At 72.9% G+C, this 25,692-nt stretch carries 24 protein-coding genes; 6 read left to right on the forward strand and 18 right to left on the reverse strand.

Annotation, left to right across the window (positions count from 1 at the left end; all coding sequences use genetic code 11):
- Nucleotides 1–48 precede the first annotated feature (48 nt).
- From K6I33_RS00975 to K6I33_RS00995, 5 genes are all read right to left on the reverse strand, one after another.
- Nucleotides 49–1,143 carry a rod shape-determining protein gene (locus K6I33_RS00975; protein ID WP_229347404.1) on the reverse strand — a complete coding sequence of 365 codons (1,095 nt, stop codon included), beginning with the start codon at nt 1,141–1,143 and terminating at the stop codon, nt 49–51.
- Nucleotides 1,144–1,255: 112 nt separating this feature from the next.
- A complete protein-coding gene (locus tag K6I33_RS00980) occupies nt 1,256–2,383 on the reverse strand; it encodes a GuaB3 family IMP dehydrogenase-related protein (protein ID WP_229347413.1) in 1,128 nt (375 codons plus the stop codon).
- A gap of 221 nt (nt 2,384–2,604) precedes the next feature.
- On the reverse strand, nt 2,605–4,107 hold the full coding sequence (guaB, locus tag K6I33_RS00985; RefSeq protein ID WP_229347422.1) for an IMP dehydrogenase: 1,503 nt from the start codon (nt 4,105–4,107) through the stop codon (nt 2,605–2,607).
- Nucleotides 4,108–4,285: 178 nt separating this feature from the next.
- Nucleotides 4,286–4,861, reverse strand: a complete 576-nt coding sequence (locus K6I33_RS00990) for a sigma-70 family RNA polymerase sigma factor (protein WP_206279852.1) — start codon at nt 4,859–4,861, stop codon at nt 4,286–4,288.
- 390 nt (nt 4,862–5,251) lie between these two features.
- Complete coding sequence (locus tag K6I33_RS00995) at nt 5,252–5,863, reverse strand: response regulator transcription factor (RefSeq protein ID WP_003948568.1); 612 nt, start codon at nt 5,861–5,863, stop codon at nt 5,252–5,254.
- A 407-nt stretch (nt 5,864–6,270) separates the two neighbouring features.
- Here K6I33_RS00995 and K6I33_RS01000 point away from each other — a divergent pair, with 407 nt between their 5' ends.
- Nucleotides 6,271–6,597, forward strand: a complete 327-nt coding sequence (locus tag K6I33_RS01000; RefSeq protein ID WP_126914647.1) for a WhiB family transcriptional regulator — start codon at nt 6,271–6,273, stop codon at nt 6,595–6,597.
- A 108-nt stretch (nt 6,598–6,705) separates the two neighbouring features.
- Here K6I33_RS01000 and K6I33_RS01005 read toward each other — a convergent pair whose 3' ends face one another.
- On the reverse strand, nt 6,706–7,617 hold the full coding sequence (locus K6I33_RS01005; protein WP_229347424.1) for a LysR family transcriptional regulator: 912 nt from the start codon (nt 7,615–7,617) through the stop codon (nt 6,706–6,708).
- 105 nt (nt 7,618–7,722) lie between these two features.
- Here K6I33_RS01005 and K6I33_RS01010 point away from each other — a divergent pair, with 105 nt between their 5' ends.
- Together K6I33_RS01010 and K6I33_RS01015 are read left to right on the forward strand one after the other, a co-directional pair.
- A complete protein-coding gene (locus tag K6I33_RS01010; protein WP_229347546.1) occupies nt 7,723–8,487 on the forward strand; it encodes an MOSC domain-containing protein in 765 nt (254 codons plus the stop codon).
- Nucleotides 8,484–9,257: an SDR family oxidoreductase gene (locus K6I33_RS01015; protein WP_229347430.1), complete on the forward strand. Its 774-nt coding sequence runs from the start codon at nt 8,484–8,486 to the stop codon at nt 9,255–9,257. The genes K6I33_RS01010 and K6I33_RS01015 overlap by 4 nt, the downstream gene beginning before the upstream one ends.
- A gap of 127 nt (nt 9,258–9,384) precedes the next feature.
- On the opposite strand, the gene groL is transcribed toward K6I33_RS01015, so the two are convergent.
- The 3 genes from groL to K6I33_RS01030 form a co-directional block, all read right to left on the reverse strand.
- On the reverse strand, nt 9,385–11,007 hold the full coding sequence (gene groL / locus K6I33_RS01020) for a chaperonin GroEL (RefSeq protein WP_229347447.1): 1,623 nt from the start codon (nt 11,005–11,007) through the stop codon (nt 9,385–9,387).
- A 118-nt stretch (nt 11,008–11,125) separates the two neighbouring features.
- Nucleotides 11,126–11,434: a co-chaperone GroES gene (groES, locus tag K6I33_RS01025; protein WP_229347449.1), complete on the reverse strand. Its 309-nt coding sequence runs from the start codon at nt 11,432–11,434 to the stop codon at nt 11,126–11,128.
- A 231-nt stretch (nt 11,435–11,665) separates the two neighbouring features.
- Nucleotides 11,666–12,529 (reverse strand): polysaccharide deacetylase family protein, encoded by an 864-nt coding sequence (locus tag K6I33_RS01030; RefSeq protein ID WP_229347451.1) that lies wholly within the window; start codon nt 12,527–12,529, stop codon nt 11,666–11,668.
- Nucleotides 12,530–12,604: 75 nt separating this feature from the next.
- On the opposite strand from K6I33_RS01030, the gene K6I33_RS01035 reads away from it, so the two are divergent.
- The gene (locus K6I33_RS01035; RefSeq protein WP_229347453.1) at nt 12,605–13,813 is read left to right on the forward strand and encodes a methyltransferase domain-containing protein; all 1,209 of its coding nucleotides are present in this window, start codon (nt 12,605–12,607) and stop codon (nt 13,811–13,813) included.
- A 28-nt stretch (nt 13,814–13,841) separates the two neighbouring features.
- On the opposite strand, the gene tsaD is transcribed toward K6I33_RS01035, so the two are convergent.
- Genes tsaD through tsaB form a run of 3 tightly spaced genes read right to left on the reverse strand, consistent with a single transcriptional unit; the run spans nt 13,842 to nt 16,199 of the window.
- Nucleotides 13,842–14,996 carry a tRNA (adenosine(37)-N6)-threonylcarbamoyltransferase complex transferase subunit TsaD gene (gene tsaD, locus K6I33_RS01040; protein WP_229347461.1) on the reverse strand — a complete coding sequence of 385 codons (1,155 nt, stop codon included), beginning with the start codon at nt 14,994–14,996 and terminating at the stop codon, nt 13,842–13,844.
- On the reverse strand, nt 14,980–15,474 hold the full coding sequence (gene rimI, locus K6I33_RS01045) for a ribosomal protein S18-alanine N-acetyltransferase (RefSeq protein WP_229347553.1): 495 nt from the start codon (nt 15,472–15,474) through the stop codon (nt 14,980–14,982). The genes tsaD and rimI overlap by 17 nt, the downstream gene beginning before the upstream one ends.
- Before the next feature lie 56 nt (nt 15,475–15,530).
- Nucleotides 15,531–16,199 carry a tRNA (adenosine(37)-N6)-threonylcarbamoyltransferase complex dimerization subunit type 1 TsaB gene (gene tsaB, locus K6I33_RS01050; RefSeq protein WP_229347470.1) on the reverse strand — a complete coding sequence of 223 codons (669 nt, stop codon included), beginning with the start codon at nt 16,197–16,199 and terminating at the stop codon, nt 15,531–15,533.
- Nucleotides 16,200–16,420: 221 nt separating this feature from the next.
- On the opposite strand from tsaB, the gene K6I33_RS01055 reads away from it, so the two are divergent.
- Nucleotides 16,421–17,011, forward strand: a complete 591-nt coding sequence (locus tag K6I33_RS01055; RefSeq protein ID WP_229347472.1) for a hypothetical protein — start codon at nt 16,421–16,423, stop codon at nt 17,009–17,011.
- 13 nt (nt 17,012–17,024) lie between these two features.
- On the opposite strand, the gene K6I33_RS01060 is transcribed toward K6I33_RS01055, so the two are convergent.
- The 4 genes from K6I33_RS01060 to alr form a co-directional block, all read right to left on the reverse strand.
- On the reverse strand, nt 17,025–17,213 hold the full coding sequence (locus tag K6I33_RS01060; RefSeq protein WP_229347474.1) for a hypothetical protein: 189 nt from the start codon (nt 17,211–17,213) through the stop codon (nt 17,025–17,027).
- Nucleotides 17,214–17,367: 154 nt separating this feature from the next.
- On the reverse strand, nt 17,368–17,901 hold the full coding sequence (tsaE, locus tag K6I33_RS01065; protein ID WP_229347482.1) for a tRNA (adenosine(37)-N6)-threonylcarbamoyltransferase complex ATPase subunit type 1 TsaE: 534 nt from the start codon (nt 17,899–17,901) through the stop codon (nt 17,368–17,370).
- A gap of 125 nt (nt 17,902–18,026) precedes the next feature.
- Nucleotides 18,027–19,256, reverse strand: coding sequence for an alpha/beta fold hydrolase (locus K6I33_RS01070; protein WP_374282865.1), 1,230 nt, complete (start codon nt 19,254–19,256; stop codon nt 18,027–18,029).
- Between the two features lies 1 nt (nt 19,257).
- Nucleotides 19,258–20,430 (reverse strand): alanine racemase, encoded by a 1,173-nt coding sequence (gene alr / locus K6I33_RS01075; RefSeq protein WP_229347484.1) that lies wholly within the window; start codon nt 20,428–20,430, stop codon nt 19,258–19,260.
- 154 nt (nt 20,431–20,584) lie between these two features.
- On the opposite strand from alr, the gene K6I33_RS01080 reads away from it, so the two are divergent.
- Complete coding sequence (locus K6I33_RS01080; RefSeq protein ID WP_229347486.1) at nt 20,585–22,030, forward strand: NAD(P)H-hydrate dehydratase; 1,446 nt, start codon at nt 20,585–20,587, stop codon at nt 22,028–22,030.
- Here the strand turns inward: K6I33_RS01080 and K6I33_RS01085 are convergent.
- Nucleotides 21,969–24,554, reverse strand: coding sequence for a serine protease (locus tag K6I33_RS01085; RefSeq protein ID WP_229347495.1), 2,586 nt, complete (start codon nt 24,552–24,554; stop codon nt 21,969–21,971). The two genes, K6I33_RS01080 and K6I33_RS01085, sit on opposite strands and share 62 nt — an antisense overlap.
- 90 nt (nt 24,555–24,644) lie before the next feature.
- On the reverse strand, nt 24,645–25,586 hold the full coding sequence (locus K6I33_RS01090) for a MerR family transcriptional regulator (RefSeq protein ID WP_229347497.1): 942 nt from the start codon (nt 25,584–25,586) through the stop codon (nt 24,645–24,647).
- Nucleotides 25,587–25,692 lie beyond the last annotated feature (106 nt).

Here is a 25,692-nt window from a genome sequence, read left to right on the forward strand (position 1 = left end):
CCGGCCACAGCAGGCCGACTACAGCCGATCCGACCACAGCCGATCCGGCTACAGCCGGCCCGACAGCAGGCGCGGCTGGGCGTCCAGCACCGTGCGCATCGAGGCGAAGTTCTCCACGCAGCGGCCGGTGCCGACGGCGACGCAGTCGAGCGGCTCGTCCGCGACGAGCACGGGGATGTCGAGCTCCCGGCTCAGCCGGACGTCCAGGCCGCGCAGCAGCGCGCCGCCGCCGGTGAGCACGATGCCCCGGTCCATGATGTCGCCGGAGAGCTCCGGCGGGGTCTCGTCGAGCGTCTGGCGCACCGCCATCACGATGGCGTCCACCGGCTCGGAGAGCGCGTGGCGGATCTCGTCGGCCGTCAGCTCCAGCGTCTTGGGCAGACCGCTGACCTGGTCCCGGCCGCGCACCGTCAACCGGTCGCCGGGGCGCAGGCCCTGGGTCTCCTCCGGGTCGCCGGCGGCCGCCTCCGCGTAGGCGGTCGGCGAGGCCGAGCCGATGGTCATCTTGATCTCCTCGGCGGTGCGCTCACCGATGGCGAGGGCGTACTCCTTCTTGACGTAGGAGATGATCGCCGCGTCCATGGCGTCGCCCGCCGTGCGCACCGAGCGCGCGGTGACGATCCCGCCCAGCGAGATCACCGCGACCTCGGTGGTGCCGCCGCCGATGTCGACGACCATGCAGCCGGTCGGCTCGCTGACCGGCAGCCCCGCGCCGATCGCGGCCGCCATGGGTTCCTCGACCAGGTGCACCTGCCGGGCCCCGGCCTGCGACGCGGCCTCGATGACCGCCCGTCGCTCGACGCCCGTGATGCCCGAGGGCACGCACACCACGACGCGCGGGCGGGAGAAGAAGCGGTTCCCCATGACCTTCTTGATGAAGTGCCGCATCATCCGCTCGGCTATCTCGAAGTCCGCGATGACGCCGTCCCGCATCGGGCGGATGGCGACGATGTTCGAGGGGGTACGGCCGATGGTCTCCTTGGCCTCGGAGCCGACCGACAGCACACTGCCGTCCTCGGCGTTGACCGCGACGACCGAGGGCTCGTTGAGCACCACTCCCTTCCCTCGCACATACACCAGCGTGTTCGCGGTGCCGAGGTCGATACCCATGTCCCTGCCGCTGAACGACTTGCTTTGCGCCATAAGTCGCCAGTATTCCCTAAGATCGAATGCTTATACGGCACTAACGGCGGCGGCAGGCCATGCGAAAGGCCCGGCCTGCCGAAACAGACCGGGCCTTTAGAAAGACGAAGCGTCAGCGCTTGTCGTGCTGCGACGGCGCGACCGTCACCTCGACACGCTGGAACTCCTTGAGCTCGCTGTAGCCCGTGGTGGCCATCGCCCGGCGCAGCGCGCCGAAGAAGTTCATCGAACCGTCCGGGGTGTGCGAGGGGCCGAGGAGGATCTCCTCGGTGGAGCCCACGGTGCCCAGGTTCATGCGCTTGCCGCGCGGCACGTCCTCGTGGACGGCCTCCATGCCCCAGTGGAAGCCACGGCCGGGGGCGTCGGTGGCGCGCGCCAGCGGGGAGCCCATCATCACGGCGTCGGCACCGCAGGCGATGGCCTTCGGCAGGTCGCCGGACCAGCCCACGCCGCCGTCGGCGATGACGTGGACGTAGCGGCCGCCGGACTCGTCCATGTAGTCCCGGCGGGCGGCGGCCACGTCGGCCACGGCGGTCGCCATCGGGACCTGGATGCCCAGGACGTTACGGGTGGTGTGCGCGGCGCCGCCGCCGAAGCCGACGAGGACACCGGCCGCGCCCGTGCGCATCAGGTGGAGAGCGGCGGTGTAGGTGGCGCAGCCGCCCACGATCACCGGGACGTCGAGCTCGTAGATGAACTGCTTGAGGTTCAGCGGCTCGGCGGCGCTCGAGACGTGCTCGGCGGAGACGGTCGTCCCGCGGATCACGAAGATGTCCACACCGGCGTCGACGACGGCCTTGGAGAACTGCGCGGTGCGCTGCGGGGAGAGCGCGGCGGCGGTCACGACACCGGAGTCGCGGACCTCCTTGATGCGCTGCCCGATCAGCTCCTCCTTGATCGGAGCGGCGTAGATCTCCTGGAGGCGCTTGGTCGCGGCGGTCTCGTCCAGCTCGGCGATCTCGGCCAGCAGCGACTCGGGGTCCTCGTAGCGGGTCCACAGGCCCTCGAGGTTGAGCACGCCCAGGCCGCCCAGCTCACCGATGCGGATGGCCGTCTCGGGCGAGACGACCGAGTCCATGGGGGCGGCCAGGAACGGCAGCTCGAAGCGGTAGGCGTCGATCTGCCAGGCGATCGAGACCTCCTTCGGGTCGCGGGTACGGCGACTCGGGACGACGGCGATGTCGTCGAACGCGTACGCCCGGCGGCCGCGCTTGCCGCGCCCGATCTCGATCTCAGTCACGTGTGTGGCCTTTCACTTTCCTTGGCGCTCCGTCTGCCGCATACCAGTATCCCCGACGCGGCGGAGCCCGCGGCCTGACGACCGCGGGCTCCCGAAGCGATGTACGAAGCTCCGATGTATGAAGCTCCGACTACTACCGGCGGGAGTAGTTCGGCGCTTCCACCGTCATCCGACGGCACTACCCGGGGGGCGACCCCCGGACCCCCGGCCGGGGGTCCGCGTCAGCGACGCGAGTAGTTCGGCGCTTCCACCGTCATCTGGATGTCGTGCGGGTGGCTCTCCTTGAGGCCCGCGGACGTGATCCGCACGAAGCGGCCCTTGTCCTTGAGCTCCTGGATGTCCGCCGAGCCGACGTAGCCCATGGAGGCGCGCAGGCCGCCGACGAGCTGGTGGGCGACCGAGGCCAGCGGGCCGCGGTAGGGCACCTGGCCCTCGATGCCCTCGGGCACCAGCTTGTCCTCGGAGAGGACGTTGTCCTGGAAGTAGCGGTCCTTGGAGAAGGACCGCGCCTGGCCGCGGGACTGCATGGCGCCCAGCGAGCCCATGCCGCGGTAGGACTTGAACTGCTTGCCGTTGATGAAGACCATCTCGCCCGGCGACTCCTCGCAGCCCGCGAGCAGCGAGCCGAGCATCACCGTGTCGGCGCCGGCGGCGATCGCCTTGGCGATGTCGCCCGAGTACTGGAGGCCGCCGTCGCCGATGAGCGGGACGTCCGCCGCGTGGCACGCCTGGGCGGCCTCGTAGATCGCGGTGACCTGCGGGACGCCGATGCCGGCGACGACGCGGGTGGTGCAGATCGAGCCCGGGCCGACACCGACCTTGACGCCGTCCACGCCCGCGTCGATCAGGGCCTGGGCGCCGTCGCGGGTGGCGACGTTGCCGCCGACGACATCGACGCTGATGTTGGACTTGATCTTGGCGATCATGTCGAGGATGCCCCGGCTGTGGCCGTGGGCGCTGTCGACGACCAGGAAGTCCGCGCCGGCCTCGACGAGCGCCTGGGCGCGCTCGTAGGCCTCGGCGCCGACACCCACCGCGGCACCGACGACCAGCCGGCCCTCGGCGTCCTTGGCGGCGTTCGGGTACTTCTCGGCCTTGACGAAGTCCTTGACCGTGATGAGGCCCTTGAGCACACCGGCGTCGTCCACCAGCGGCAGCTTCTCGATCTTGTGGCGGCGCAGCAGCTCGATGGCGTCCTCGCCGGAGATGCCCACCTTGCCGGTGACCAGCGGCATCGGGGTCATGACCTCGCGCACCGCGCGGCTGCGGTCCATCTCGAAGGCCATGTCACGGTTGGTGACGATGCCGAGCAGCTTGCCCACCGGGTCGGTGACCGGCACACCGCTGATGCGGAACTTGGCGCACAGCGCGTCGGCCTCGGCCAGCGTGGCGTCCGGGCGGACGGTGATCGGGTCGGAGACCATGCCGGACTCCGAGCGCTTGACGAGGTCGACCTGGTTGGCCTGGTCCTCGATCGAGAGGTTGCGGTGCAGCACGCCCGCGCCGCCCTGGCGGGCCATGGCGATGGCCATGCGCGCCTCGGTCACCTTGTCCATGGCGGCGGACAGCAGCGGGATGTTCACCCGTACGTTGCGCGAGACCCGGGAGGCGGTGGACACGGCGTTCGGCAGGACCTCGGAGGCGCCCGGCAGCAGCAGGACGTCGTCGTATGTCAGACCGAGCATCGCGAATTTCCCGGGCATTCCGTCGACGTTGTCAGTCATGACACCTTCCCAAATGGTCTTGCCCCAGCGAGGACTACCATGCTAACGGCCGTGACGGGTGTCCCATTCCACGAGCTCTGAGGCTCACGTCACTTGGATGTTCCTATGAGAACACCGCCGATCGGCGCGTCCGTGCGGTGTGCGCGTCCCGGTGGGCCGGGACGCGCACACCCCGCGCTCACTGTTCCGCGAGCGCCCTGAGCCTGCTGAGCGCGCGGTGCTGGGCGACCCGGACGGCGCCGGGTGACATTCCCAGCATCTGCCCGGTCTCCTCGGCCGTCAGCCCGACGGCGACGCGCAGCAGCACGAGCTCGCGCTGGTTCTCCGGAAGGTTGGCGAGCAGCTTCTTGGCCCACTCGGCATCGCTGCTGAGCAGGGCCCGCTCCTCGGGCCCCAGCGAGTCGTCGGGCTGCTCCGGCATCTCGTCGGAGGGCACGGCCGTGCTGCCCGGGTGGCGCATGGCGGCGCGCTGGAGATCGGCGACCTTGTGCGCGGCGATGGCCACGACGAAGGCCTCGAAGGGGCGCCCGGTATCGCGGTAGCGCGGCAGGGCGCACAGAACGGCGAGACAGACCTCCTGGGCGAGGTCGTCCACGAAATGACGGGCGTCGCCCGGCAGCCGCGACAGGCGCGTACGGCAGTAGCGCAGGGCGAGGGGGTGCACCAGGGCGAGCAGATCATGGGTGGCCTGCCGGTCGCCCTCCACCGCCCGGGCGACGAGCGCGCCAATGGCGGTGGTGTCGTCGTCGCGCATCGGTCCATGGTGCCCCGGCGCCGGATTCTCCGTGGCACCGCCCTCGTGGTTGTGCATCGAACCGTTACGCGTCGGTGTCCTCGCACTCACGTCTAGCGCCTCCCCCTTTCGGGTATGCCCGCCCCAGCACTCACGACTCCACCGATAGCTTGCACCCGTGCCATAGGGCACGTGGCAGGGCTTGTCCGTCATGAGGTCTCTTCTGGCCGAGCGAGAAACCTCGGCCTCCGCCGGGGAGGAGTCACACCTCAAGGATGCGGCATCCCTCGACCTTTCGGCGTCGGGCCGGTGCGGCGGCGGGATCGCGGTGCGCACCACGGAGGTCGCGGTGGGCACCACCCGCCCGGGTGGCGCGCACCGCGACCTCGAGACGCTGCGCGCCACACCGCCTCAGCGGACCAGGCCCCAGCGGAAGCCGAGGGCCACCGCGTGCGCCCGGTCCGAGGCGCCCAGCTTCTTGAACAGCCGGCGCGCGTGGGTCTTCACCGTGTCCTCGGAGAGGAAGAGCTCCCGGCCGATCTCCGCGTTGGAGCGGCCGTGGCTCATGCCCTCCAGCACCTGGATCTCCCGCGCGGTGAGCGTGGGCGCGGCGCCCATCTCCGCCGAGCGCAGCCGCCGGGGGGCGAGCCGCCAGGTCGGGTCGGCGAGCGCCTGGGTCACGGTGGCGCGCAGCTCGGCGCGCGAGGCGTCCTTGTGCAGATACCCGCGCGCCCCGGCGGCGACCGCGAGCGCGACCCCGTCGAGGTCCTCGGCGACCGTGAGCATGATGATGCGGGCGCCGGGGTCGGCGGAGAGCAGCCGGCGCACGGTCTCCACACCACCGAGTCCGGGCATGCGTACGTCCATCAGAATGAGGTCCGAACGATCGGCGCCCCAGCGGCGGAGGACTTCCTCGCCGTTGGCCGCCGTCGTCACGCGCTCGACGCCGGGCACGGTCGCCACCGCGCGACGGAGCGCTTCTCGGGCAAGCGGGGAGTCGTCGCAGACGAGGACGGATGTCATGGCCGCCCTCCGCAGCTGATGCGCGTCACCTTGAGCCTCCAGAGGCTGGTACTGGTCGTCACCTTGCGCGGTCGACGGCACCCGGGCCCTGCCACCCGCCCGACTGCTTCATGCGTCAACCGCCTCCGCACTCTCAACGACGGTCACCCGAAAGAGTTACGGGCTTGGTCGGCCGTGTTCGGCACTCTACGTGAGGGCGCGGACACGGAGCAGGGCGCACGGGGGGCGCCCGGCCCACCAGCCAAGCTATGCCCCATTTGCCCACTCGGACCCGCATTTCTTCCCATTTACCGGTGTCTGTGGCTAGATTCAGCAATGAGTCATATTTTCATCTGCTCACACGACAGTCACGACAGATGTACGGACACGGGCACTGCATCGGACAGATCGTTTCGAGGGGATAAGCAATGGCAGATTTCTCCCGCCTTCCCGGTCCCAACGCCGACCTGTGGGACTGGCAGCTCCTGGCGGCGTGCCGAGGGGTCGACAGCTCGTTGTTCTTCCACCCCGAGGGCGAGCGCGGCGCGGCGCGCAGCGCCCGTGAGACCTCCGCGAAGGAGGTGTGCATGCGCTGTCCCGTGCGCGCCGAGTGCGCGGCGCACGCGCTGGCGGTGCGGGAGCCCTACGGCGTCTGGGGCGGCCTGACCGAGGACGAGCGCGAGGAGCTCATGGGGCGCGCGAGGCACCGGCCCATCTCGGCGAGCGGCGCGGGCGCCGGCGCGATGACCGCGTGAGCGCCTGCGGCTGCGCTTCCGCCGACGACCGCGCTCCCGCACGCCCCCGGACGGCCCCGCGCCCGGCGGCGGAACCGCGTCCGGCATCCGGCGCCCGGCGCCGGAACGTCAGCGGCTCGCGGCCGCCGCGAGACGGTCGAGCATCGCCCCGACCGCCGGGACCCTGGCCAGGTCGGGGAGGGTGAGGGCGACGATCTCCCGTTGCACGACCGGCTCCACCGGCACCGTCCGCGCCCCCTTGGGCCGTACCGACTCCAGCGCCAGCTCGGGCATGACCGCGACGCCCAGCCCGGCCCCGACCAGGCCGAAGACCGCCGGGTAGTCGTCCGTCGCGAAGTCGATGCGCGGGGTGAAGCCCGCGCTCTCGCACACCTCCACCAGATGCCGCCGGCAGCGCGGGCAGCCCGCGATCCACGGCTCCTCCTCCAGCTCGGCGATCCCGATCCGCTCCGCCCCGGCCAGCCGGTGCCCCTCGGGCACCACACCGATGAGGCGGTCGGTCAGCAGCGGCCGGACGACCAGGTCGTCCCACTCCGCGCCGGCCGCCGGGTCCGCGCCGCGCACATCGGGGTAGCGGAAGGCGAGCGCGATCTCGCAGTCGCCCTCGCGCAGCATCTCCACCGAGCGCGGCGGCTCCGCCTCGACGAGGGAGATCTGGGTGCCCGGGTGGGCGGCGCGCATCTCGGCGAGCGCCGTCGGCACGAGCGTGGAACTGCCGCTGGGGAAGGACACCAGCCGCACCCGCCCGGCCCGCAGCCCGGCGATGGCCGCGATCTCCTCCTCGGCGGCGGTCAGCCCGGCCAGGATCCCCGTGGCGTGGCGGACCAGCGCCTCGCCCGCCTCGGTCAGCCGCATCTCCCGGCCCGTCCGGACCAGCAGGGGCGTGCGCGCCGACTGCTCCAGGGCCTTCATCTGCTGGCTGACGGCGGGCTGGGTGCAGCCGAGCTCCCGGGCCGCGGCCGAGAACGAACCGGTGGCGGCCACCGCGCGCAGCACCCTCAGATGACGTGCCTCGATCATAGAACCGAGCATAAGGCCACCTTGGGGAAGGCGCGAAATATTCGCTCGCCCCTTTGAGGGTGTCCGGCTTAGGCTGATCACATGGACAGCGCCACGCCTTCCCCCATGCGACTGCTCTCCGTCAACACCGGCCGCGCCCGGACCGCGGGCGACCGCGAGGGCCACGAGGGCGCCTTCGCCGACGGGCTCGCGAGCGGCATCGACAAGCGCCCCGTCGCCGGCCCGGTCGCCGTGGCCGCCCCCGGCCCCAAGGGCACGGCGGGCAGCGGCCTCGCGGGCGACACGATCGTCTCCCTCCGCCACCACGGCGGGGACGACCAGGCGGTCTACGCATTCGCCCGGGAGGACCTCGACGGCTGGGAACGGGCGCTGGGCCGCACGCTGCCCCACGGCGCCTTCGGGGAGAACCTCACCACCCTCGGCGTCGACGTCAACGGCGCGCGCATCGGAGAGCGTTGGCGCATAGGTACGGATCTGCTGCTGGAGGTCACCTCCCCGCGCATCCCCTGCCGCGTCTTCGCCGACTGGCTGGGCGAGTCGGGCTGGATCCGCCGCTTCACCCAGGAGGCCGCGCCCGGGGCGTATCTGCGCGTCCTGGAGCCCGGGGAGATCCGCGCGGGCGATCCCGTCACCGTCGTCCACCGCCCCGCGCACGAGGTGACCGTCTCCTACGCCTTCCGCGCGCTGACCACCGATCAGCCGCTGCGGGCGGGCCTCCTCGCGGCGGGCGACGCGCTCCACCCCGAGCTTCAGGAGAAGGCCCTGGCGTACAGAGAGCGTCAGAATCGCGCCACGGGGCGTCAGGAGGGGCGGGCGGACGAGGGGGAAGGCAGCCAGGAGGGTACGCCGAGCACTAACGTTCCCGTATGACGACTGCACTGATCACGGGAGCGACCGCGGGCATCGGCGCGGCCTTCGCCCGGCGGCTGGCGGCCGACGGACACAATCTGGTCATCGTGGCCCGCGACGAGAAGCGGCTGAGCGAGCAGGCGACGGAGCTCCACGACCGCCACCGCGTGGAGGTGGAGGTGCTCCGCGCCGACCTCTCGCGCGAGGGGGGCATCGCGGCGGTCGAGGCCCGGCTCTCGGATCGCAAGAACCCGGTGGACCTGCTGGTCAACAACGCGGGCTTCGCCAACAAGGGCCGCTATCTCGAGGTCTCGATGGCCGATGAGCTGACGATGCTCAAGGTGCACTGCGAGGCGGTGCTGCGGCTGACCTCGGCCGCGGCGGCCGGCATGCGGGAGCGCAGACGCGGCGGCGTGGTCAACGTGGCCTCGGTCGCCGCGTTCGTCCCCCGGGGGACGTACGGGGCGAGCAAGGCGTGGGTGGTGCAGTTCACCCAGGGCGCCGCGCGGGATCTGGCGGGCAGCGGGGTGCGAATGATGGCACTCTGCCCCGGTTTCGTCCGCACGGAGTTCCACCAGCGGGCCGGCATGGGCACGGACAACGTGCCCGGCTGGATGTGGCTGGACGCCGACAAGCTGGTCGACGCGGCGCTGAAGGACCTCGCCCGCGGCAAGGCGCTGTCCATCCCCGACCCGCGCTACAAGGCGCTGACCGGTCTGCTGAAGCTGGCCCCCCGCCGCGCGGTCTCACGCGCCGGCGCGACGACGGGCCGCCGCTACGGGCCCAGCTGACGGCGCGCCCGGCAGCGCGACCGGCGGCATCCCGACAGCGCGCCGAGCGGCAAACGGACCGGGGCCCGGCCTCCCCACGAGGGAGGGCCGGGCCCCGGCCGTATCACCCGGATGGGCGAAGGGTGCGTCAGTGGGCGTGGCTGTGACCGTGACCGGCCTCGGCGGGCTCCTCTTCCTTCTTCTCGACGACCAGGGTCTCGGTCGTGAGCAGCAGGGAGGCGATGGACGCGGCGTTCTCCAGGGCGGAGCGGGTGACCTTGACCGGGTCGATGACGCCGGCCTTCACCAGGTCGCCGTACTCGCCGGTCGCGGCGTTGAAGCCCTGGCCCGCCTCGAGCTCCGCCACCTTGGAGGTGATGACGTAGCCCTCGAGGCCGGCGTTCTCGGCGATCCAGCGGAGCGGCTCGACGGCGGCGCGGCGGACGACGGAGACACCGGTGGCCTCGTCGCCCTCCTTGCCCAGGTTGCCCTCGAGGACCTTGACGGCGTGGACCAGCGCGGAGCCACCACCGGAGACGATGCCCTCCTCGACCGCGGCGCGGGTCGCGGAGATGGCGTCCTCCAGACGGTGCTTGCGCTCCTTGAGCTCGACCTCGGTGGCCGCACCCACGCGGATGACGCAGACGCCACCGGCGAGCTTGGCGAGGCGCTCCTGGAGCTTCTCGCGGTCCCAGTCCGAGTCGGTGGACTCGATCTCGGCCTTGATCTGGGCGACGCGGCCCTGGACGTCCTCGGAGTTGCCGCCACCGTCGACGATGGTGGTGTCGTCCTTGGTGACGGTCACGCGGCGGGCGGTGCCCAGCACGTCCAGACCGGCCTGGTCGAGCTTGAGGCCGACCTCCTCGGCGATGACGGTGGCACCGGTGAGGGTGGCCATGTCGCCGAGCATCGCCTTGCGGCGGTCGCCGAAGCCCGGGGCCTTGACGGCCACGGCGTTGAAGGTGCCACGGATCTTGTTGACGACCAGGGTCGACAGGGCCTCGCCCTCGACGTCCTCGGCGATGATCAGCAGCGGCTTGGAGCCACCCGCCTGGATGATCTTCTCCAGCAGCGGGAGGAGGTCCTGGATGGCGGAGATCTTGCCCTGGTGGATCAGGATGTACGGGTCGTCGAGGACGGCCTCCATACGCTCCTGGTCGGTGACCATGTACGGCGAGAGGTAACCCTTGTCGAAGGCCATGCCCTCGGTGAAGTCGAGCTCCAGGCCGAAGGTGTTGGACTCCTCGACGGTGATGACACCGTCCTTGCCGACCTTGTCCATGGCCTCGGCGATCAGCTCGCCGACCTGCTTGTCCTGCGCGGACAGCGCGGCGACGGCGGCGATGTCGGCCTTGTCCTCGATCGGACGGGCGGTGGCCAGGAGCTCGTCGGAGACGGCCTTGACCGCGGCGTCGATGCCCTTCTTCAGGGAGGCCGGGGAGGCGCCGGCGGCGACGTTGCGCAGACCCTCGCGGACCAGCGCCTGGGCCAGCACGGTGGCGGTGGTGGTGCCGTCACCCGCGATGTCGTTGGTCTTGGTCGCCACCTCCTTGACGAGCTGGGCGCCCAGGTTCTCGTACGCGTCCTCGAGCTCGACCTCGCGGGCGATGGTGACACCGTCGTTGGTGATGGTGGGGGCGCCGAACTTCTTGTCGATGACGACGTTGCGGCCCTTGGGGCCGATCGTCACCTTCACGGTGTCGGCGAGCTTGTTGACGCCGCGCTCAAGGGCGCGACGGGCGTCCTCGTCGAACTTCAGGGTCTTGGCCATGGGTTACGTATCCTTCGCCGTGTCTCAAAACGAACCGCGCCCCCGGCGCCCGGCTGTGCAGGCACGGGAACCAGGGGCACTGTTCACAACTTCGAAGGCTCGGGGAGCCTCGGGTGAATTACTTCTCGATGATCGCGAGAACGTCGCGAGCCGAGAGGACGAGGTACTCCTCGCCGTTGTACTTCACCTCGGTGCCGCCGTACTTGCTGTACAGCACGACATCGCCGACCTGGACGTCGAGCGGAAGACGGTTGCCGTCCTCGAAGCGGCCCGGGCCCACGGCCAGGACGACGCCCTCCTGGGGCTTCTCCTTGGCGGTGTCCGGAATGACCAGGCCGGAGGCCGTGGTCTGCTCGGCGTCGAGCGGCTGGACCACGATGCGGTCCTCAAGCGGCTTGATGGCAACCTTGGAGCTGGTGGTCGTCACGATCCGACCTCCCCCTTCGGAGATCTCACGGGGTTAACTGTCTGAGGTGGCGACCAGGAGTTCCGTCGTCGCGGGTGCCGGAATCTGGCCGTCGCTGTGTTTGGCACTCACCGGTGGAGAGTGCCAACGGAGCCGAGACTATGACGCGGTTAGCACTCGGTCAAGCGGAGTGCCAATCCGGCGTGCGGCGAGCTTTGATCTACCCCGTGGGAGGAGCGGTACTCCTGGGGCCTAGAGGTAGTCCTCCAGGCGGGCCACCGTGAAGCCCTGCGCCTGGATGCTGCGCAGCATGTTGGTCACCATCCTGGTCATCGTGGTGCCCTTGAGCTCCTGGGGCCCGCGGAAGTGGGCCAGGACGATGTCGCCGGACCGGAGCCCGCCGCCCTGCGCGTAGCGCATGTCGTTGATCTGCATCGTCGCCTCCCACAGCACGACCGCGCGCACCCCGCAGGCGGCCGCGGCGGTGAGCGTGGCGTCGTTGTAGTTGCCGTAGGGCGGGCGGAAGAGGGCCGGGCGGCCGCCGAACCGCTTCGCCAGGGCGTCCTGCTGCCCGCAGATCTCGCGCTTCTGCGCCTCGGCGGAAAGGGTGCGCAGATTGGGGTGGGAGAGGGTGTGGTTGTCGACGCCGTTGCCGAGGGCGCGGAGCTTCTCGAAGTAGCCGTAGCCGGCGCCCGCGCGGGCTATGTCGTCCGTCAGGAACATCGTGAACGGCACCTTGAGGTCCGCCGCCATCCTCAGGAACTCCGGGTCCTTCTCGGCCCCGTCGTCGAAGGTCACGAAGACGACCTTGTCCTGGGTGGGTATGCGCCGGATCACCTGCGGCGTCGCGCCCGCCGTGAACCCGTCGGTGAGCTTCTTCGCGGGCGGGGCCGGGGGCGCGGCCAGCGGCTTGTCCAGGCCCCAGCGGCGGTACGCGTCGGGGGCCGCCGGGGAAGCCGGGGCGGAGGAGGCCGCGGTGGGCGCCCCGGCCGCCTTGTGCGGCTTCTCCGGGCCGCCGGAGGAGGAGCCGGAGCACCCGGCCAGGGCGCCGGTCAGCAGCAGGGCGGCGGAGGCGAGGGCGGCGGCGCGTATACGGCTGGAAACAGACGGGCTCACACTCACGATTCTTGTTCATCCGTTCGAGCGCCGCGCCGGAGCCCCCGCGTCCGGGAGGGCCTCCGTGGCGCGAGAATGAGACACGTGCCCGCACCGAACTCCTCCTCCGCAGCCGTCGACGCCTTCGCCGCCCTCCTCACCGACGAGGGCCGCGCCCTCCTCGACGAGCTGCGCGACCACGACCCCGCCCAGGAGCTCGCCACGGCCACCCGGCTGCGCCGCGACCACCCCGCCGACCTGGTGTCGGCGGCCCTCGGGCAGGCCCGGCTGCGGCAGCGCGCGGTCGCCAAGTTCGGCGCCGAGGACGCGTACCGCATGTTCTTCACCCCGAACGGCGTCGAGCAGGCCACCCGGGCCGGTGTCGCCGCCTATAGAGCACAGCGTTTCTCCGCACTGGGCGTGCGCCGTCTCGCTGATCTGTGCTGTGGCATCGGCGGCGACGCGATCGCGCTGGCACGCGCCGGCATCGAGGTGCTGGCCGTCGACCGCGACCCCCTGACCTGCGAGGTCGTCCGCGCCAACGCGGCCGCCCTGGGCCTGGCCGACCTGATCGAGGTGCGCTGCGCGGATGTCGCCGAGGTCGACACCTCGTCCTACGACGCCGTGTTCGTCGACCCGGCGCGGCGCGGCGGCCGGGGCCGGATCTTCGACCCGGAGGCGTACTCGCCCCCGCTGTCCTGGGCGGTCGAGGCGGCCCGCAAGGCCCCGCACGCAGCCCTGAAGATCGCCCCCGGGGTGCCCCACGAGGCGATCCCCGAGGACGCGGAGGCCGAGTGGATCTCGGACGGCGGCGATGTGAAGGAGGCCGTGCTGTGGTTCGGCACGGACCCCGGCACCCGCCGGGCGACCCTGCTGCCGGGCGGCGCGTCCCTGGTGGGCCGGGGCCTGCCGGACCCGGCCGTCCGGCCCGTGGGCCGCTACCTCTACGAACCGGACGGCGCGGTCATCCGCGCGCATCTGGTGGCGGAGGCCGCGGCGGAGCTGGGCGACGGCGGGCTGATCGACGAGACGATCGCGTACGTGACGAGCGACGAGCTGCTGCCGTCGGACCACTCGGCGGCGTACGAGATCACGGACGTGCTGCCGTTCAACCTGAAGAAGCTCAAGGCGATCGTGCGGGAGCGCGGGATCGGCGTCGCCGTCATCAAGAAGCGGGGATCGGCGGTGGAGCCGGAGGAACTGCGCAAGAAGCTCAAGCTCGCGGGCCCGCACTCCTGCGTGATCATGCTGACGCGCGTGGCGGGCGCGCCGGCCATGCTGCTGGGGCGGCCGGCCCGGGCGTAGCCCGGACCGGCGGGGCCGGCGGGGCCCCTCAGTCGTAGAGGTTCTGCTTGCTCAGCTCGTGCACGTGGTCGTGGTCATGGGCGTGCCCATGACCATGGCTGTGGCCGTGCTCATGGTCGTCGTGGTCGTGGTCGCCCGGCACGTGCGTCTCCGTCACCGGCAGCGACGAGTCCGCCGACAGGTCCCACGAGGACGCCGCGCGGCCCCGGGCCACCATCTCCGCGCCCAGCGCCGCCACCATCGCGCCGTTGTCGGTGCACAGCTTGGGGCGCGGCACCCGCAGGGTGATGCCCGCGTCCTCGCAGCGGCGCTGGGCCATGGCGCGCAGGCGGGTGTTGGCGGCGACGCCGCCGCCGATCATCAGGTGGTCCACGCCGTGGTCCTTGCAGGCGCGGACGGCCTTGCGGGTCAGGACGTCGACGACCGCCTCCTGGAAGGAGGCCGCGACGTCCGCGACGGGGACGTTCTCGCCGGCCGCGCGCTTGGCCTCGATCCAGCGGGCGACGGCGGTCTTGAGACCGGAGAAGGAGAAGTCGTATATGGGGTCGCGGGGGCCGGTCAGGCCGCGCGGGAAGCGGATGGCGTCGGGGTCGCCCTCGCGGGCGTAGCGGTCGATGACCGGGCCGCCGGGGAAGCCCAGGTTCAGCACCCGGGCGATCTTGTCGAAGGCCTCGCCCGCCGCGTCGTCGATCGTCGAGCCGAGCGGCCGGACGTCCGAGGTGATGTCGGGCGCCAGCAGCAGGGACGAGTGGCCGCCGCTCACCAGCAGGGCCATCGTGGGCTCGGGCAGGGCGCCGTGCTCCAGCTGGTCCACGCAGATGTGCGAGGCGAGGTGGTTGACGCCGTAGAGGGGCTTGCCCAGCGCGTAGGCGTACGCCTTCGCCGCGGAGACGCCGACGAGCAGGGCGCCCGCGAGGCCGGGGCCGGCGGTGACCGCGATGCCGTCGAGGTCCTTCGCGCTCACGCCCGCTTCCTTCAGCGCGCGCTGGATGGTCGGGACCATGGCCTCCAGGTGGGCGCGGCTGGCGACCTCGGGGACGACGCCGCCGAAGCGGGCGTGCTCGTCGACGCTGGACGCGACCGCGTCCGCGAGCAGCGTGTGGCCGCGGACGATGCCGACGCCGGTCTCGTCGCACGAGGTCTCGATGCCGAGGACGAGGGGTTCGTCAGTCTTGCGAGCCATGGGACATTCCTTGCACTGCGGACAGGGGATCGGAGAGGCGCATCACGAGCGCGTCGATGTTGCCGGGCTGGTAGTAGCCGCGGCGCACGCCCACGGGCTCGAAGCCGAAGCGTTCGTAGAGGCGCTGGGCGCGGGTGTTGTCGACACGCACTTCGAGCAGCACCTCACGGCACTCGAAGGCGTTCGCGGTGGTGAGGAGCTCGGTCAGCAGCCGGGCGCCGAGGCCCGTGCTCCAGTACTCCTTGGCCACGGCGATGGTCTGCACGTCGCCGGTGCCGTCGACGGCGGCGAGGCCCGCGTAGCCGACGACCCTGGCGGCGCCGGCCTCACCGGGGACCTCCGCGACGACGTAGCGGCGGTTGGCGTTCGCCCCGCGCGCGTGGGCGAGCTCCGACCAGAACAGGCCCTTGGACCACGCGTCGTGCGGGAACAGGGCGCGCTCCAGCTCCAGCACGGGAGCGATGTCCCACCAGCGCATCTCGCGGATGCGGGCGGTGGGGGCTGCTGCGGCGGCGGCCGCTTCGGCTGGCCCGGTCACTGGGGGGTGACCACCTTGTAGTTGGCCGGCACCTGGGCGTCGGGGCGGCGCAGGTACAGCGGCTGGTCCGGCAGGAACTCCCCGCCCGTGCGGAGCTTCTCGGCGGCCAGCGCGGCCAGCGCGGCCGCCGACTGGTGCTGCGGCAGCTCCTCGCGCACGTCCGAGAAGGCGTCCCGGTAGAGCACCGCGCCCGCGCCGATGGCGGTCAGGCCCGCCAGGCGCTCGGTGAGCTCGGCGGGGCGGTCCACGGCGGGCTCGGTGATCCGGGTCCGGGCGTCGGCGTAACGCGCCCAGTAGACCTCCTTGCGGCGGGCGTCCGTCGCCACGACGAACTCGCCGGTGAGCCCCTGCTGACCGGCCGCGTACGCGATGCCGTCCAGCGTGCACAGGCCGTGGACGGGGACGGAGAGGGTGGCGCCGAAGGTGGCGGCCGTGACGATGCCGACGCGCAGGCCGGTGTACGGGCCGGGGCCCACACCCACGACGATCCCGGTGAGGGCGTCGAGTTTCGTGCCCGCCTCACGGAGGACCCGGTCGACGGCGGGCAGCAGCAGCTCCCCGTGCCGGCGGGCGTCCACCTGGGTCGACTCGGCGACGACGGACTCGCCGTCGTGGAGGGCGACGGTGACAGCGGGGGTGGCGGTATCCAGAGCGAGCAGCAGCACGTGACAAGCCTACGGCGCACCAAGGGGCGGGCGGCGCGCGCATGGGCCCCGAGCCGGGGGCGCGGCGGGGGCACGAGCGGGTGCTACGGTCAGCCGCATGGCCGTACGAAGCCGCGGTACGGCGGGCACGCACAGGCCGGCACGGCAGCGCCGGGACGGCGGCGGGACAGCGGCGACAGCACACAGCAGCACAGCAGCACGCGGGACGAAAGGTGCGCAGCGTGGCACGTAGCAGCTCGGGGATCATCGTGGCCACGCTCACGGTGGCGGCCCTGGCCGGAGTCGGTTTCCTCGCCTTCCAGGCGGAGGCCGCGCCCGACCACCCCGCCGCGCACGCCTCGGGCCAGGCCGCCGGCAAGGCGAAGGACGGCGAGCAGGGCAAGGACAAGGCCGCCGGCGCCGCCGGGCAGGAGCAGGCCAAGGCGCCGAACGCGGTCCCGGAGAACTCCGGCACCGGCCTGCGCGTCGTCTACGGGCTCGCGCAGAAGCGGGTGTGGCTGGTCGGCTCGGACGGCAAGGCCACCCGTACGTTCGAGGTCGCGCCCAGCACCGTGAACCCGCCCGCGGGCAGCTACCTGGTCACCTCGCGCACGCCCACGGTCACCGGCTCGGACGGCGTCCCCATCGAGCACGTGGTGCGCTTCCACCGGGACGCCGCCGGGATCGTCTTCGGCTTCAGCTCGGCCGTGGACGGCTCCTCGCCCAACCCGGACTCGACGAAGAAGACGGGCGGGATCCGCGAGCAGCCGGCCGACGGGCGGGCGATGTGGGAGTTCGCGGTGAACAACACGCCGGTCGTCGTCGTTCCGTAGCCTTCTAGCTCTTTCAGGCGGCGTCGCGCGCGGCGCCGCCCTCGTCGACGTCGTCCGTGTTCCCGGTGGCGGGGGCGCGCTCCGGCGCCTTCGGGGGCGTGGAGACGGCGTCGGCGGCGGCACAGGACGCCAGGAGGTCGCGCACCGACAGGGGGCGCTCCTCGGCGGCGGTGGGCGTGGGCTCGGGCTCGTGGGCCGACATGCATGCCTCCTGGGGCGGCTCGGGCCGGTCGGAGGCGTCACGGCCTACCCTCTACTTAGGTAGACCTAACCGACCCTCCTGCCCTCCATGTGACCACGCCCGGTGTCGCGCGCGCAACATCTTGCCGACGGCCTGTCGGAACGAGCGCCGTCCACTACCCCAAAGGCGCGAGGTCCACGCCCGCCCAGCGCGCGCCGACGCCGCTGACGGTCACGCTGCGTACGTCATCGGCGTCGTCGTCGCCCTCGGCCGGGGCGTCCGCGCCCACCGCGCGCTCGATCACGACCCGCAGCCGGTCCTCGGACAGCTCCTCGACCTTGCCGTCGCCCCACTCCACGACGATCACCGACTCCGGCAGCGAGACGTCGAGGTCCAGGTCCTCCATCTCGTCCAGCCCACCGGACAGCCGGTAGGCGTCGACGTGGACGAGGGCCGGGCCGCCGCTCAGCGGCGGGTGCACCCGGGCGATGACGAAGGTCGGGGACGTGACGGCGCCACGCACCCCGAGCCCCTCGCCCAGCCCCCGGGTCAGCGTCGTCTTGCCGGCGCCCAGCTCCCCGGAGAGCAGCACGAGATCACCGGGCCGCAGCAGCGTGGCGAGCCGGCGGCCCAACTCCCGCATGTCTTCGGCGGACTTGACGGTCAGCGTCGCCGCGGTGACGGCGGAGGGGGTGTGCGGGGCGTTCATATCCGCCGATGGTAACCGCCCGCGTTGTGGGCAATCGTTCCGCAGGGCGGAACGGGTGGGCACAACGCCGGACGACGGCGTCAGCCACCCCCGTACCTCAGCCCCGGTGCCGGGTGCCCGGAAAGCTATTCGGGTGCCGCCCGGTGGGCGGCTTGTGCCCACCCGTTCCGCCCTGCGGAACGACTGCCCACAAGCCGCGCGAGGTGCCCCGACACCAGGTCCGGAACCTCGAGCATCACCAGATGCCCCGCCCCCGGCACGATCACCAGCTCCGCCTCCGGCAGCGCCTCCCCGATGGCCCGGCTGTGGTCGCTCGGCGTGACCATGTCCTTCTCGCCCGCCAGGACCAGCACCGGCCGCCCCGCGAACACCTGGAGCGCCGCCACCTTGTCGTGCTCCGCGAAGGCCGGATAGAACTCGGCGACGACGTCCACCGGCGTCGCCTCGATCAGCCGCTCGGCGAACCGCGCCACCGCGGGGTCGACGTCCCGCGCCCCGAACGAGTAGCGCTTGATGATCCCGCCGATGATCTCGGCGGCGGCCCGCCGCCCCTTCTCCACCAGCTCGGTCTGGGTCAGCATCAGCTTGAACGCGCCCGGCAGGACCGTCCGCCGCAGGACGTTCATCCCCATCGGCGGCAGGCCGTACGTCACCTCGCCCATCCCGCCCGGGGACGTGCCGACGAGCGCGGCGCCGACCACGCGCTCGGCGATCAGCTCCGGGTGCTGGGCGGCCAGGGCCATCGTGGTCATGCCACCCATCGAGTGCCCCACCAGCACCAGCGGCCCCTCGGGGGCGGCGGCGTCGACGACGGCCTTCAGATCGCGGCCGAGGAGGTCGATGCTGACCGGTTCGCCCGTCTCGCGCTGGCCCTTGCCGCGCGCGGAGCGGCCGTGGCTGCGCTGGTCCCAGAAGACGGCGCGGACACCGGCGGCGCGCAGGGCGGCGCGCTGGAAGTGCCAGGAGTCCTGGCTGAGGCAGTAGCCGTGGCTGAAGACGACCGTGAGCGGCGGCTCCGGGCGGCGCCCGAAGAAGCCCTTGCCCTTACCGGAAGCGGGGGCCTCCGGCTCGTCCACCTCGTAGTGGAGCTCGGTGCCGTCCTCGGCGAGTGCCGTGCCCGGGGTGCCGCGCAGCGTCCCGTACGGGCCGGCGGAGTCGAGGGCGAGCCGCGCCTTGCGGCGCATGCCGCGCCCGACGGTCAGCCGTTCCACGGCGACCCCGACCGCGGCCCCGGCGGCGACGACCCCGACGGCCGCGCCCGCGATGCCCGCCCCGCGCCGCCAGGCGGCGCCGCCCAGGGCCTCCACGGCCCCCGCCGCCGCCATGCCCGTACTGTCGCCGCCGCCCTCGCTCATGTCAGTCCCCCGTGTCCTCGGACGTGTCCTCGACGTCGTTGTCTCCGACATAGACGCGCGGCACACGCGCCGAGATGCGCGTGATGACTTCATAGGCGATGGTTCCGGTCGCCCGCGCCCAGTCCTCGGCGGTCGGCTCGCCCCGGTCGCCGGGGCCGAAAAGCACCGCCTCGTCGCCGGGGGCCGCGCTGTCGCCGCCCAGGTCGACCACGAACTGGTCCATCGCGACCCGCCCGGCCACCGTGCGCCACTTGCCGCCCACCAGCACCGGGCCGGTGCCGGAGCCCGAGCGCGGGATGCCGTCCGCGTAGCCGACGGGGACGAGCGCGAGGGTCGTCTCACCGGGGGTGGTGTACAGGTGGCCGTACGAGACGCCGTGCCCGCCCGGCACCCGCTTCACCGAGGCGAGGGACGCGGAGAGGGTCATCACCGGCCGGATCCCCAGCTCCTCGGGGGTGCCCAGCTCGGGGGCCGGGGATATCCCGTACATCGCGACGCCGGTACGGACGAGGTCGAAGTGGGCCTCGGGGAGGGTGAGGGTCGCCGGGGAGTTGGCGATGTGCCGGACCTCGGGGGCCAGGCCCTGGGCCTCGGCGTAGGCGATCGCGTCCTCGAAGACGGTCAGCTGGGCCCGGATGGAGGGGTGGCCCGGCTCGTCGGCGCAGGCGAAGTGCGACCAGATGCCGGTGACCTTGATCAGCCCGGCCGTCTCGGCGTCGCGCGCGGCGGCGACGAGCTTCTCCCAGTCGCCGGGCTGGCAGCCGTTGCGGCCGAGACCGGTGTCGATCTTCAGCTGGACGCGGGCGACGCGGCCGGCCGCGCGGGCGGCGGCGGTGACCTCCTCCAGCGCCCACAGGCCGCTGACGGAGACGTCGATGTCGGCCTCCAGGGCCTCCCGCCACGGGTCGCCCGGCGTCCACAGCCAGCACATCAGCCGGCCGGTGTCACCGGCGGCGCGCAGGGCGAGCGCCTCGTGCGGGGTGGCCGTGCCGACCCACTCGGCTCCGGCCTGACGGGCGGCCCTGGCGCAGGGCACCGCGCCGTGGCCGTAGGCGTTCGCCTTGACGACGGCCATCAGCTGCGCCCGGGGGGCGCGGGCGCGCAGAGCGCGTACGTTGGCCCGCAGGGCGGCCAGGTCGACCACGGCTCGGGCGCGCATCGGTGTCTCAGTCATCGCAGCCAGTCTCTCAGGCCGGGGCCTCGGGGTGGGTACGCGCCCGGTTTGTGGGCAGTCGTTCCGCAGGGCGGAACGGGCGGGCACAAACCGGACCACCGGCCCGCACCCGAACAGGGTGCCCCGCCACCGGCCGCATGGCACGCTGACCCCCATGAGGACTGCCCACAGCGTGGACACCGTACGGGCCGCCGAGCGCGCCCTCATGGCCGAGCTCCCGGAAGGCGCGCTCATGCAGCGCGCCGCGGCGGGCCTGGCGGCCGCCTGCGCCGACCTCCTGGGCCGCCGCGTCTACGGCGCCCGCGTCGCCCTGCTCGTCGGCAGCGGCGACAACGGCGGTGACGCCCTCTACGCAGGCGCCCGCCTGGCACGCCGCGGAGCGGGAGTGACGGCCGTGCTGCTCTCCCCCGACCGCGCCCACACCGGCGGCCTGCGGGCGCTCCGGAACGCGGGCGGCCGCGCGGTCACGGCCGGGGAAGGGGAAGGCGTACGGGCCGTCCGCCGCGCCGACCTCGTCGTCGACGGCATCGTCGGCATCGGCGGCAAGGGCGCCCTGCGCGAGCCCGCCCAGGAGCTCGTCGCGGCGGCCGAGGGCGCGCTGATCGTCGCCGTCGATCTCCCGAGCGGCGTCGACGCCGGCACCGGCGAGGTCCCGGGCGCGGCGGTGCGCGCCGACGCCACCGTCACCTTCGGCACGTACAAGCCGGGCCTGCTCATCGACCCCGCCCGCGAGCACGCGGGCGCGCTGCGCCTGGTCGACATCGGTCTGGGCCCGTGGCTGCCGTCCGAGCCGGACGCCGAGGCCCTCCAGCACGCGGACGTGGCCGGTCTGCTTCCCCTCCCGGAGGCGGAGAGCGACAAATACCGCCGGGGTGTCGTGGGAATCGTGGCCGGATCGGCCCGCTATCCGGGCGCGGCCGTGCTCGCCGTGGCGGGCGCGCTCAGCGGCGGCGCGGGCGCCGTGCGCTATGTGGGCCCGGCCGCCGACGCCGTGATCGCCCGCTTCCCGGAGACGCTGGTGACGGCGGGCCCGCCCGGGAAGGCCGGGCGGGTGCAGGCCTGGGTGATCGGCCCGGGCCTCGGGGACGGCGCCGAGGCGCGCCAGGCCCTGGTGGACGTCCTGTCCTCCGACGTCCCCGTACTCGTCGACGCCGACGGCCTGCGCCTGCTGGACCCCCAGGCCGTACGGGCGCGCCGGGCCGCGACCCTGCTGACCCCGCACGCGGGCGAGGCGGCCGCGCTGCTCGGCCTGTCGCGGGAGGAGGTCGAGGCGTCCCGCCTGTCGTCGGTACGGGCGCTGGCCGACCGCTTCGGGGTGACGGCCCTGCTCAAGGGCTCGACCACGCTCGTCGCCGACGGCGCCCGCGCCGTGCGGGTCAACCCGACGGGCACACCGTGGCTGGCCACCGCCGGCAGCGGCGACGTCCTGTCCGGCCTGACCGGCTCTCTGCTGGCGGCGGGCCTGAGTGCGCGCGACGCGGCCTCGGTGGGGGCGTATCTGCATGGCCTGGCGGCGCGCGGACTGGGGGACGCGCCGATCACGTCGCTGGGCGTGGCGGAGGAGCTGCGGCGGGTGTGGCGGGACGTCGTGGCGGGGTGAGGGACAGGTGGGGGCCGACCTCACTCCGTACCCGGGGCCTGCCTCCCAGCCGGACGAGCGCGTCGACGTGGTCGCCCGACTTCACCACGAACACGAGCTCCCCCTCCCCCAGGTCCGCGTACGTCAGCCGCCCGATCACCGCGTCCGCGTAGTGGTCCGTGTCGAACCGGTCCCACGCCCACGCCAGCTGGGCCCGTACCCGCAGCGAGGGATGCGTCGCGTAGCGGGCCAGGAGGGGGATGGCCCGGTCGTCGCCGACCATCGTGGCCGTCACGACCACCGCGTGCGCCACCTCGTCCGGCAGCCCCTCGGGTCCCGGCAGGAGGTCCAGTACGGCGCTGCCCGCCCCGACGAGCGCCCGCGCGGCCGGCACGTCACGCGGCGGCACCAGCTCCGCCGCCGCCCGCTCGACGCGTGTCCGCACCTCCGGGTCCACCTCCGGCGCCTGTTCCAGGCAGGCCGCGGCCAGCAGGTGGAGCCGGTGCCGGTGGAGCTCCTCCTTGTCGCCCCGCTCCAGCAGCATCACCAGCAGCTCCGCCCGGGCGCGGGGCGGCGCGTGGCCGACCGCCATGCGCAGGACGTCCTCCCACTGGTCGTCGTGGGCGTGGTTGACGAGCAGGTCGAAGTCCCAGTCGTCGACGGCGGCCCGGGCGCCCAGGTAGTCCTGGAACGTGCGGTGGATGAAGTCCAGCGTCCCGCTGGTCGGCTGCCGCAGCACACCGCTGCGGACGACCAGGTGGCGCAGGATCTCCTCCGCGCTGCCACGCGCCGCCACGGCGGGCATCGCGGGCAGGGCGCGTTCGAGGATCTCCACCGCCTTGTGCCACTCGATCTCCGAACGGCCGTTCCTGATCAGCCAGTAGGCGATCTTCTGGAGGAGCGCGGTCTGCGCCTGCTCCAGCTCCGGCCCTTCCAGACCGACCGTGATCTCGCGCTCGCGGTCCCTCCGGATCAGCAGCAGGTCCAGCGCCGCGCGGTAGAGCTCCATGCGGCCGTGCGGCAGATAGCCGCGCCGGGAGCGGTTGAGGGCGCAGATCATCGCGCACATCAGCGGGTTGGTGGCCAGCCGGCCGAGGTCCCGTTTGGCGACCACGGCGGCGCTCAGCGACTCGCCGAACGCCCGTAACCGGTCGTCCTCGCGCTGGCCGGCCGCGTTGTGCCACCGTTCGATGAAGGCCAGGACGTCGGCGCGGCTCATCGGGAGCAGTTCCAGCTCCGCGAAACCCGCGTCCGCGAGCCACCCTTCCCGGACCGCCGAGGGGCGGGTCGTGATCACGTAGCGCGCCTCGGGGTAGGCGGCCAGGAGGTCCTTCACCCAGGCCAGGGTGCGGCGCCGGTCCGCCTCGGGGACCTCGTCCACCCCGTCGATCAGCAGCAGCGCCGTGCCCTCGTCCAGCCGCCTGGTCACCCAGCCCCGCGCCGCGGGCAGCCCCGCGAGCGGCGCGGCCACGGCGGCCAGGAACTCCTCCGGGCGGGGCAGCTCACCCTTGCGGATGAGGGTGCGCAGGGGCAGCGTCAGCGGTACGCAGCCACTCAAGTGGCCCAGGCCGGGCGGCAGGTCGCCGCGTGCGGTGACCGTGGCCAGCCACTGGAGCAGCGTCGTCTTCCCGGACCCGGCGGCGCCCCGCAGCAGCACCCGTTTGTGCCCGGCGAGCGCCTCCTCGGCGCGCAGCGGGGAGGGCAGGGGACCGCCTCCGGCGTCCCGGGAGGCGCCCGTCAGCTCCAGGCTGAGATACGCCGCGTCGAGCGGCCATGTCTCCGTCTCCCCGTCGCCCAGGGTCAGCCCGATGATGGTGAGTTCCCCGGACCTGCCGACGATGTAGTCCCGCAGCCGGCGCTCGAACGCCTCGACCTCCAGCTGCCGGGGCGAGGCGAGCGAGCGCGACGTGGGCTTGTGCCCGGCGATCAGGCACTCCTGGAGGAAACGGAAGTCCTGCCAGAGCGTCTCGGACGGTGTCACCGTCAGCCGCCCGTGCCGCCACCCGGCGGGGTCGGCGCAGACGACCCCGGCGAGCGCCCCGTCCACGAAGACGGCGGCCCCCGACATCCCGGCCCAGGGCGAGCCGCCGTCGCCGGGCGGCGCCGGCGCGCCGTGGCCGCTGTCGAGGACGTACCGCCCGCTGAGGAGATTGCTGCCGGGTTTCAGCGTTCCCACGATCTGCTCGGTGTCGAGCTCGTCCGCCCCGTCCCGCTGGACCTGCGGATAGCCGATGGCCTGCGCGCCCGGCCAGGCCCGCAGGTCGTACGAACGCCCCCAGACCAGCGGCTCGAAGTCCGGGAGCGCCTGTTCCGTCACCACGTCGCGCTCGGCGGCCAGCAGCGCCACGTCGCAGCGCCGCCGGTCGTCCCGCGCCCACACCACCCGGCAGCGCACCTTGCCGACGCCGCCGGGCACGACGACCGTGGGCGCTTCGCAGTCCGCGACCACATGCGCGGCGGTCAGGATCAGGTCCGGCGTCAGGAGGTAACCGCTGCCCTGACTCCGCCCGAACACCGCCGCGATGCGTTCCCTCGCCGGGTGCACGACCGAACCGCCCCCTCCGCCTCCACCCCTGGTCTGACGAGCACCTGACGATACGCCAGTGGTCGGGGCGGGGGCGGGGGAACTGCTGGTTTACGCGGGGTACGCCCGCAGACTGGCGATCAGCCACTTCACGGCCGGGCCCATGTCGGGTGCGGGCCAGCCGTTGATCACGGAGACGAGCCGCCAGTAGTGCTCGTACCGGGAATCGCTGCCGATCTCCAGCCGCTCCAGCAGCCAGGCCCGGAACCCGGGCCCGTCCTCACGCCCGGCCAGCCGGGCACTCTCCCGGACCAGCTCCTCGACCACCGGTCGCGCGGCGGGCGAGTCCGGTGCGACCTCGGCCTCCCGGGCCCCGGCGGTGCGCTCCCGGATCAGCTCGGCCAGCCGCCGGGCCTCCTGTTCGTCGGGCCGCCCGGCCTCCTCGCGGGCCCGTACCTGGTCGATGGCCGCCCGTCGCATGCCGGCGCGGAAGTCGTCGTCCTGGACGAGCTCGGCCAGCTCCACCCAGGCCTCGACCTGGGCCTGCGTCGGGGCGTCCGGCAGGACCGGCATCGCGTCGCGCAACGTGGTCAGGAAGCCGGGGTCGACGTCGATGCCCTCGAAGGCGTGGTCGATGAAGTCGTCGATCAGGCGGCGGCGTTCCCGCTCGGAAAGGTTGACGAGCTTGTGCATGAGTTCCATCTCCTCGGGTGTCGACCCGCGTACGGCCACGGCTCGCAGCACGGCCCGGTGCAGCCGCAGGGTGCGGATCTGCCGGTCCAGGGCCTCGGCGTGCACGGCCGCGATCCGGGCCACGGAGACCTCCCGCCCCAGCACGCGCTGGACGGCGGAGAGCCCGACGCCGAGTTCGCGCAGCGTGCGGACGAGGCCGAGCCGGGCCAGGGCGTCCGGTCCGTAGAGCCGGTAGCCCGCGGGTGTGCGGTCGGTCGGCGGCACGACCCCCGTGTCGGACCAGAACCGGATGGTCTTGACCGTCAGGCCGGTCAGCCGGGCCAGTTCCCCGATGGAGTAGAGGGTGGTGTCGTCGTCCATGTCCGCCACCTTGGTGTCTCCCGTCGCTGGAGGGTCAACACGGAGTCCGTCGGAACCGGAGAGAGGGTCCCGGCGTCCACCCCGACTACAGTCGATCACGGACTTC

It is taken from the genome of Streptomyces sp. UNOB3_S3, from assembly GCF_020740895.1.
In the GTDB taxonomy this organism is placed as follows: Bacteria; Actinomycetota; Actinomycetes; order Streptomycetales; family Streptomycetaceae; genus Streptomyces.

Coding starts and splice junctions, on each gene's coding strand:
- K6I33_RS00995 (WP_003948568.1), bottom strand. CDS start 5,863: ATGACATCCGTCCTCGTCTGCGACGACTCCCCGCTTGCCCGAGAAGCG.
- guaB (WP_229347422.1), bottom strand. CDS start 4,107: ATGACTGACAACGTCGACGGAATGCCCGGGAAATTCGCGATGCTCGGT.
- K6I33_RS01010 (WP_229347546.1), top strand. CDS start 7,723: ATGCGACTGCTCTCCGTCAACACCGGCCGCGCCCGGACCGCGGGCGAC.
- K6I33_RS01080 (WP_229347486.1), top strand. CDS start 20,585: ATGAGGACTGCCCACAGCGTGGACACCGTACGGGCCGCCGAGCGCGCC.
- K6I33_RS01070 (WP_374282865.1), bottom strand. CDS start 19,256: ATGAGCGAGGGCGGCGGCGACAGTACGGGCATGGCGGCGGCGGGGGCC.
- tsaE (WP_229347482.1), bottom strand. CDS start 17,901: ATGAACGCCCCGCACACCCCCTCCGCCGTCACCGCGGCGACGCTGACC.
- groL (WP_229347447.1), bottom strand. CDS start 11,007: ATGGCCAAGACCCTGAAGTTCGACGAGGACGCCCGTCGCGCCCTTGAG.
- K6I33_RS01060 (WP_229347474.1), bottom strand. CDS start 17,213: ATGTCGGCCCACGAGCCCGAGCCCACGCCCACCGCCGCCGAGGAGCGC.
- K6I33_RS01015 (WP_229347430.1), top strand. CDS start 8,484: ATGACGACTGCACTGATCACGGGAGCGACCGCGGGCATCGGCGCGGCC.
- K6I33_RS01090 (WP_229347497.1), bottom strand. CDS start 25,586: ATGGACGACGACACCACCCTCTACTCCATCGGGGAACTGGCCCGGCTG.
- K6I33_RS00975 (WP_229347404.1), bottom strand. CDS start 1,143: ATGGCGCAAAGCAAGTCGTTCAGCGGCAGGGACATGGGTATCGACCTC.
- tsaD (WP_229347461.1), bottom strand. CDS start 14,996: ATGGCTCGCAAGACTGACGAACCCCTCGTCCTCGGCATCGAGACCTCG.
- K6I33_RS00990 (WP_206279852.1), bottom strand. CDS start 4,861: ATGCGCGACGACGACACCACCGCCATTGGCGCGCTCGTCGCCCGGGCG.
- K6I33_RS01005 (WP_229347424.1), bottom strand. CDS start 7,617: ATGATCGAGGCACGTCATCTGAGGGTGCTGCGCGCGGTGGCCGCCACC.
- K6I33_RS01035 (WP_229347453.1), top strand. CDS start 12,605: ATGAGACACGTGCCCGCACCGAACTCCTCCTCCGCAGCCGTCGACGCC.
- rimI (WP_229347553.1), bottom strand. CDS start 15,474: ATGCGCTGGTGGGACATCGCTCCCGTGCTGGAGCTGGAGCGCGCCCTG.
- alr (WP_229347484.1), bottom strand. CDS start 20,430: ATGACTGAGACACCGATGCGCGCCCGAGCCGTGGTCGACCTGGCCGCC.
- K6I33_RS01000 (WP_126914647.1), top strand. CDS start 6,271: ATGGCAGATTTCTCCCGCCTTCCCGGTCCCAACGCCGACCTGTGGGAC.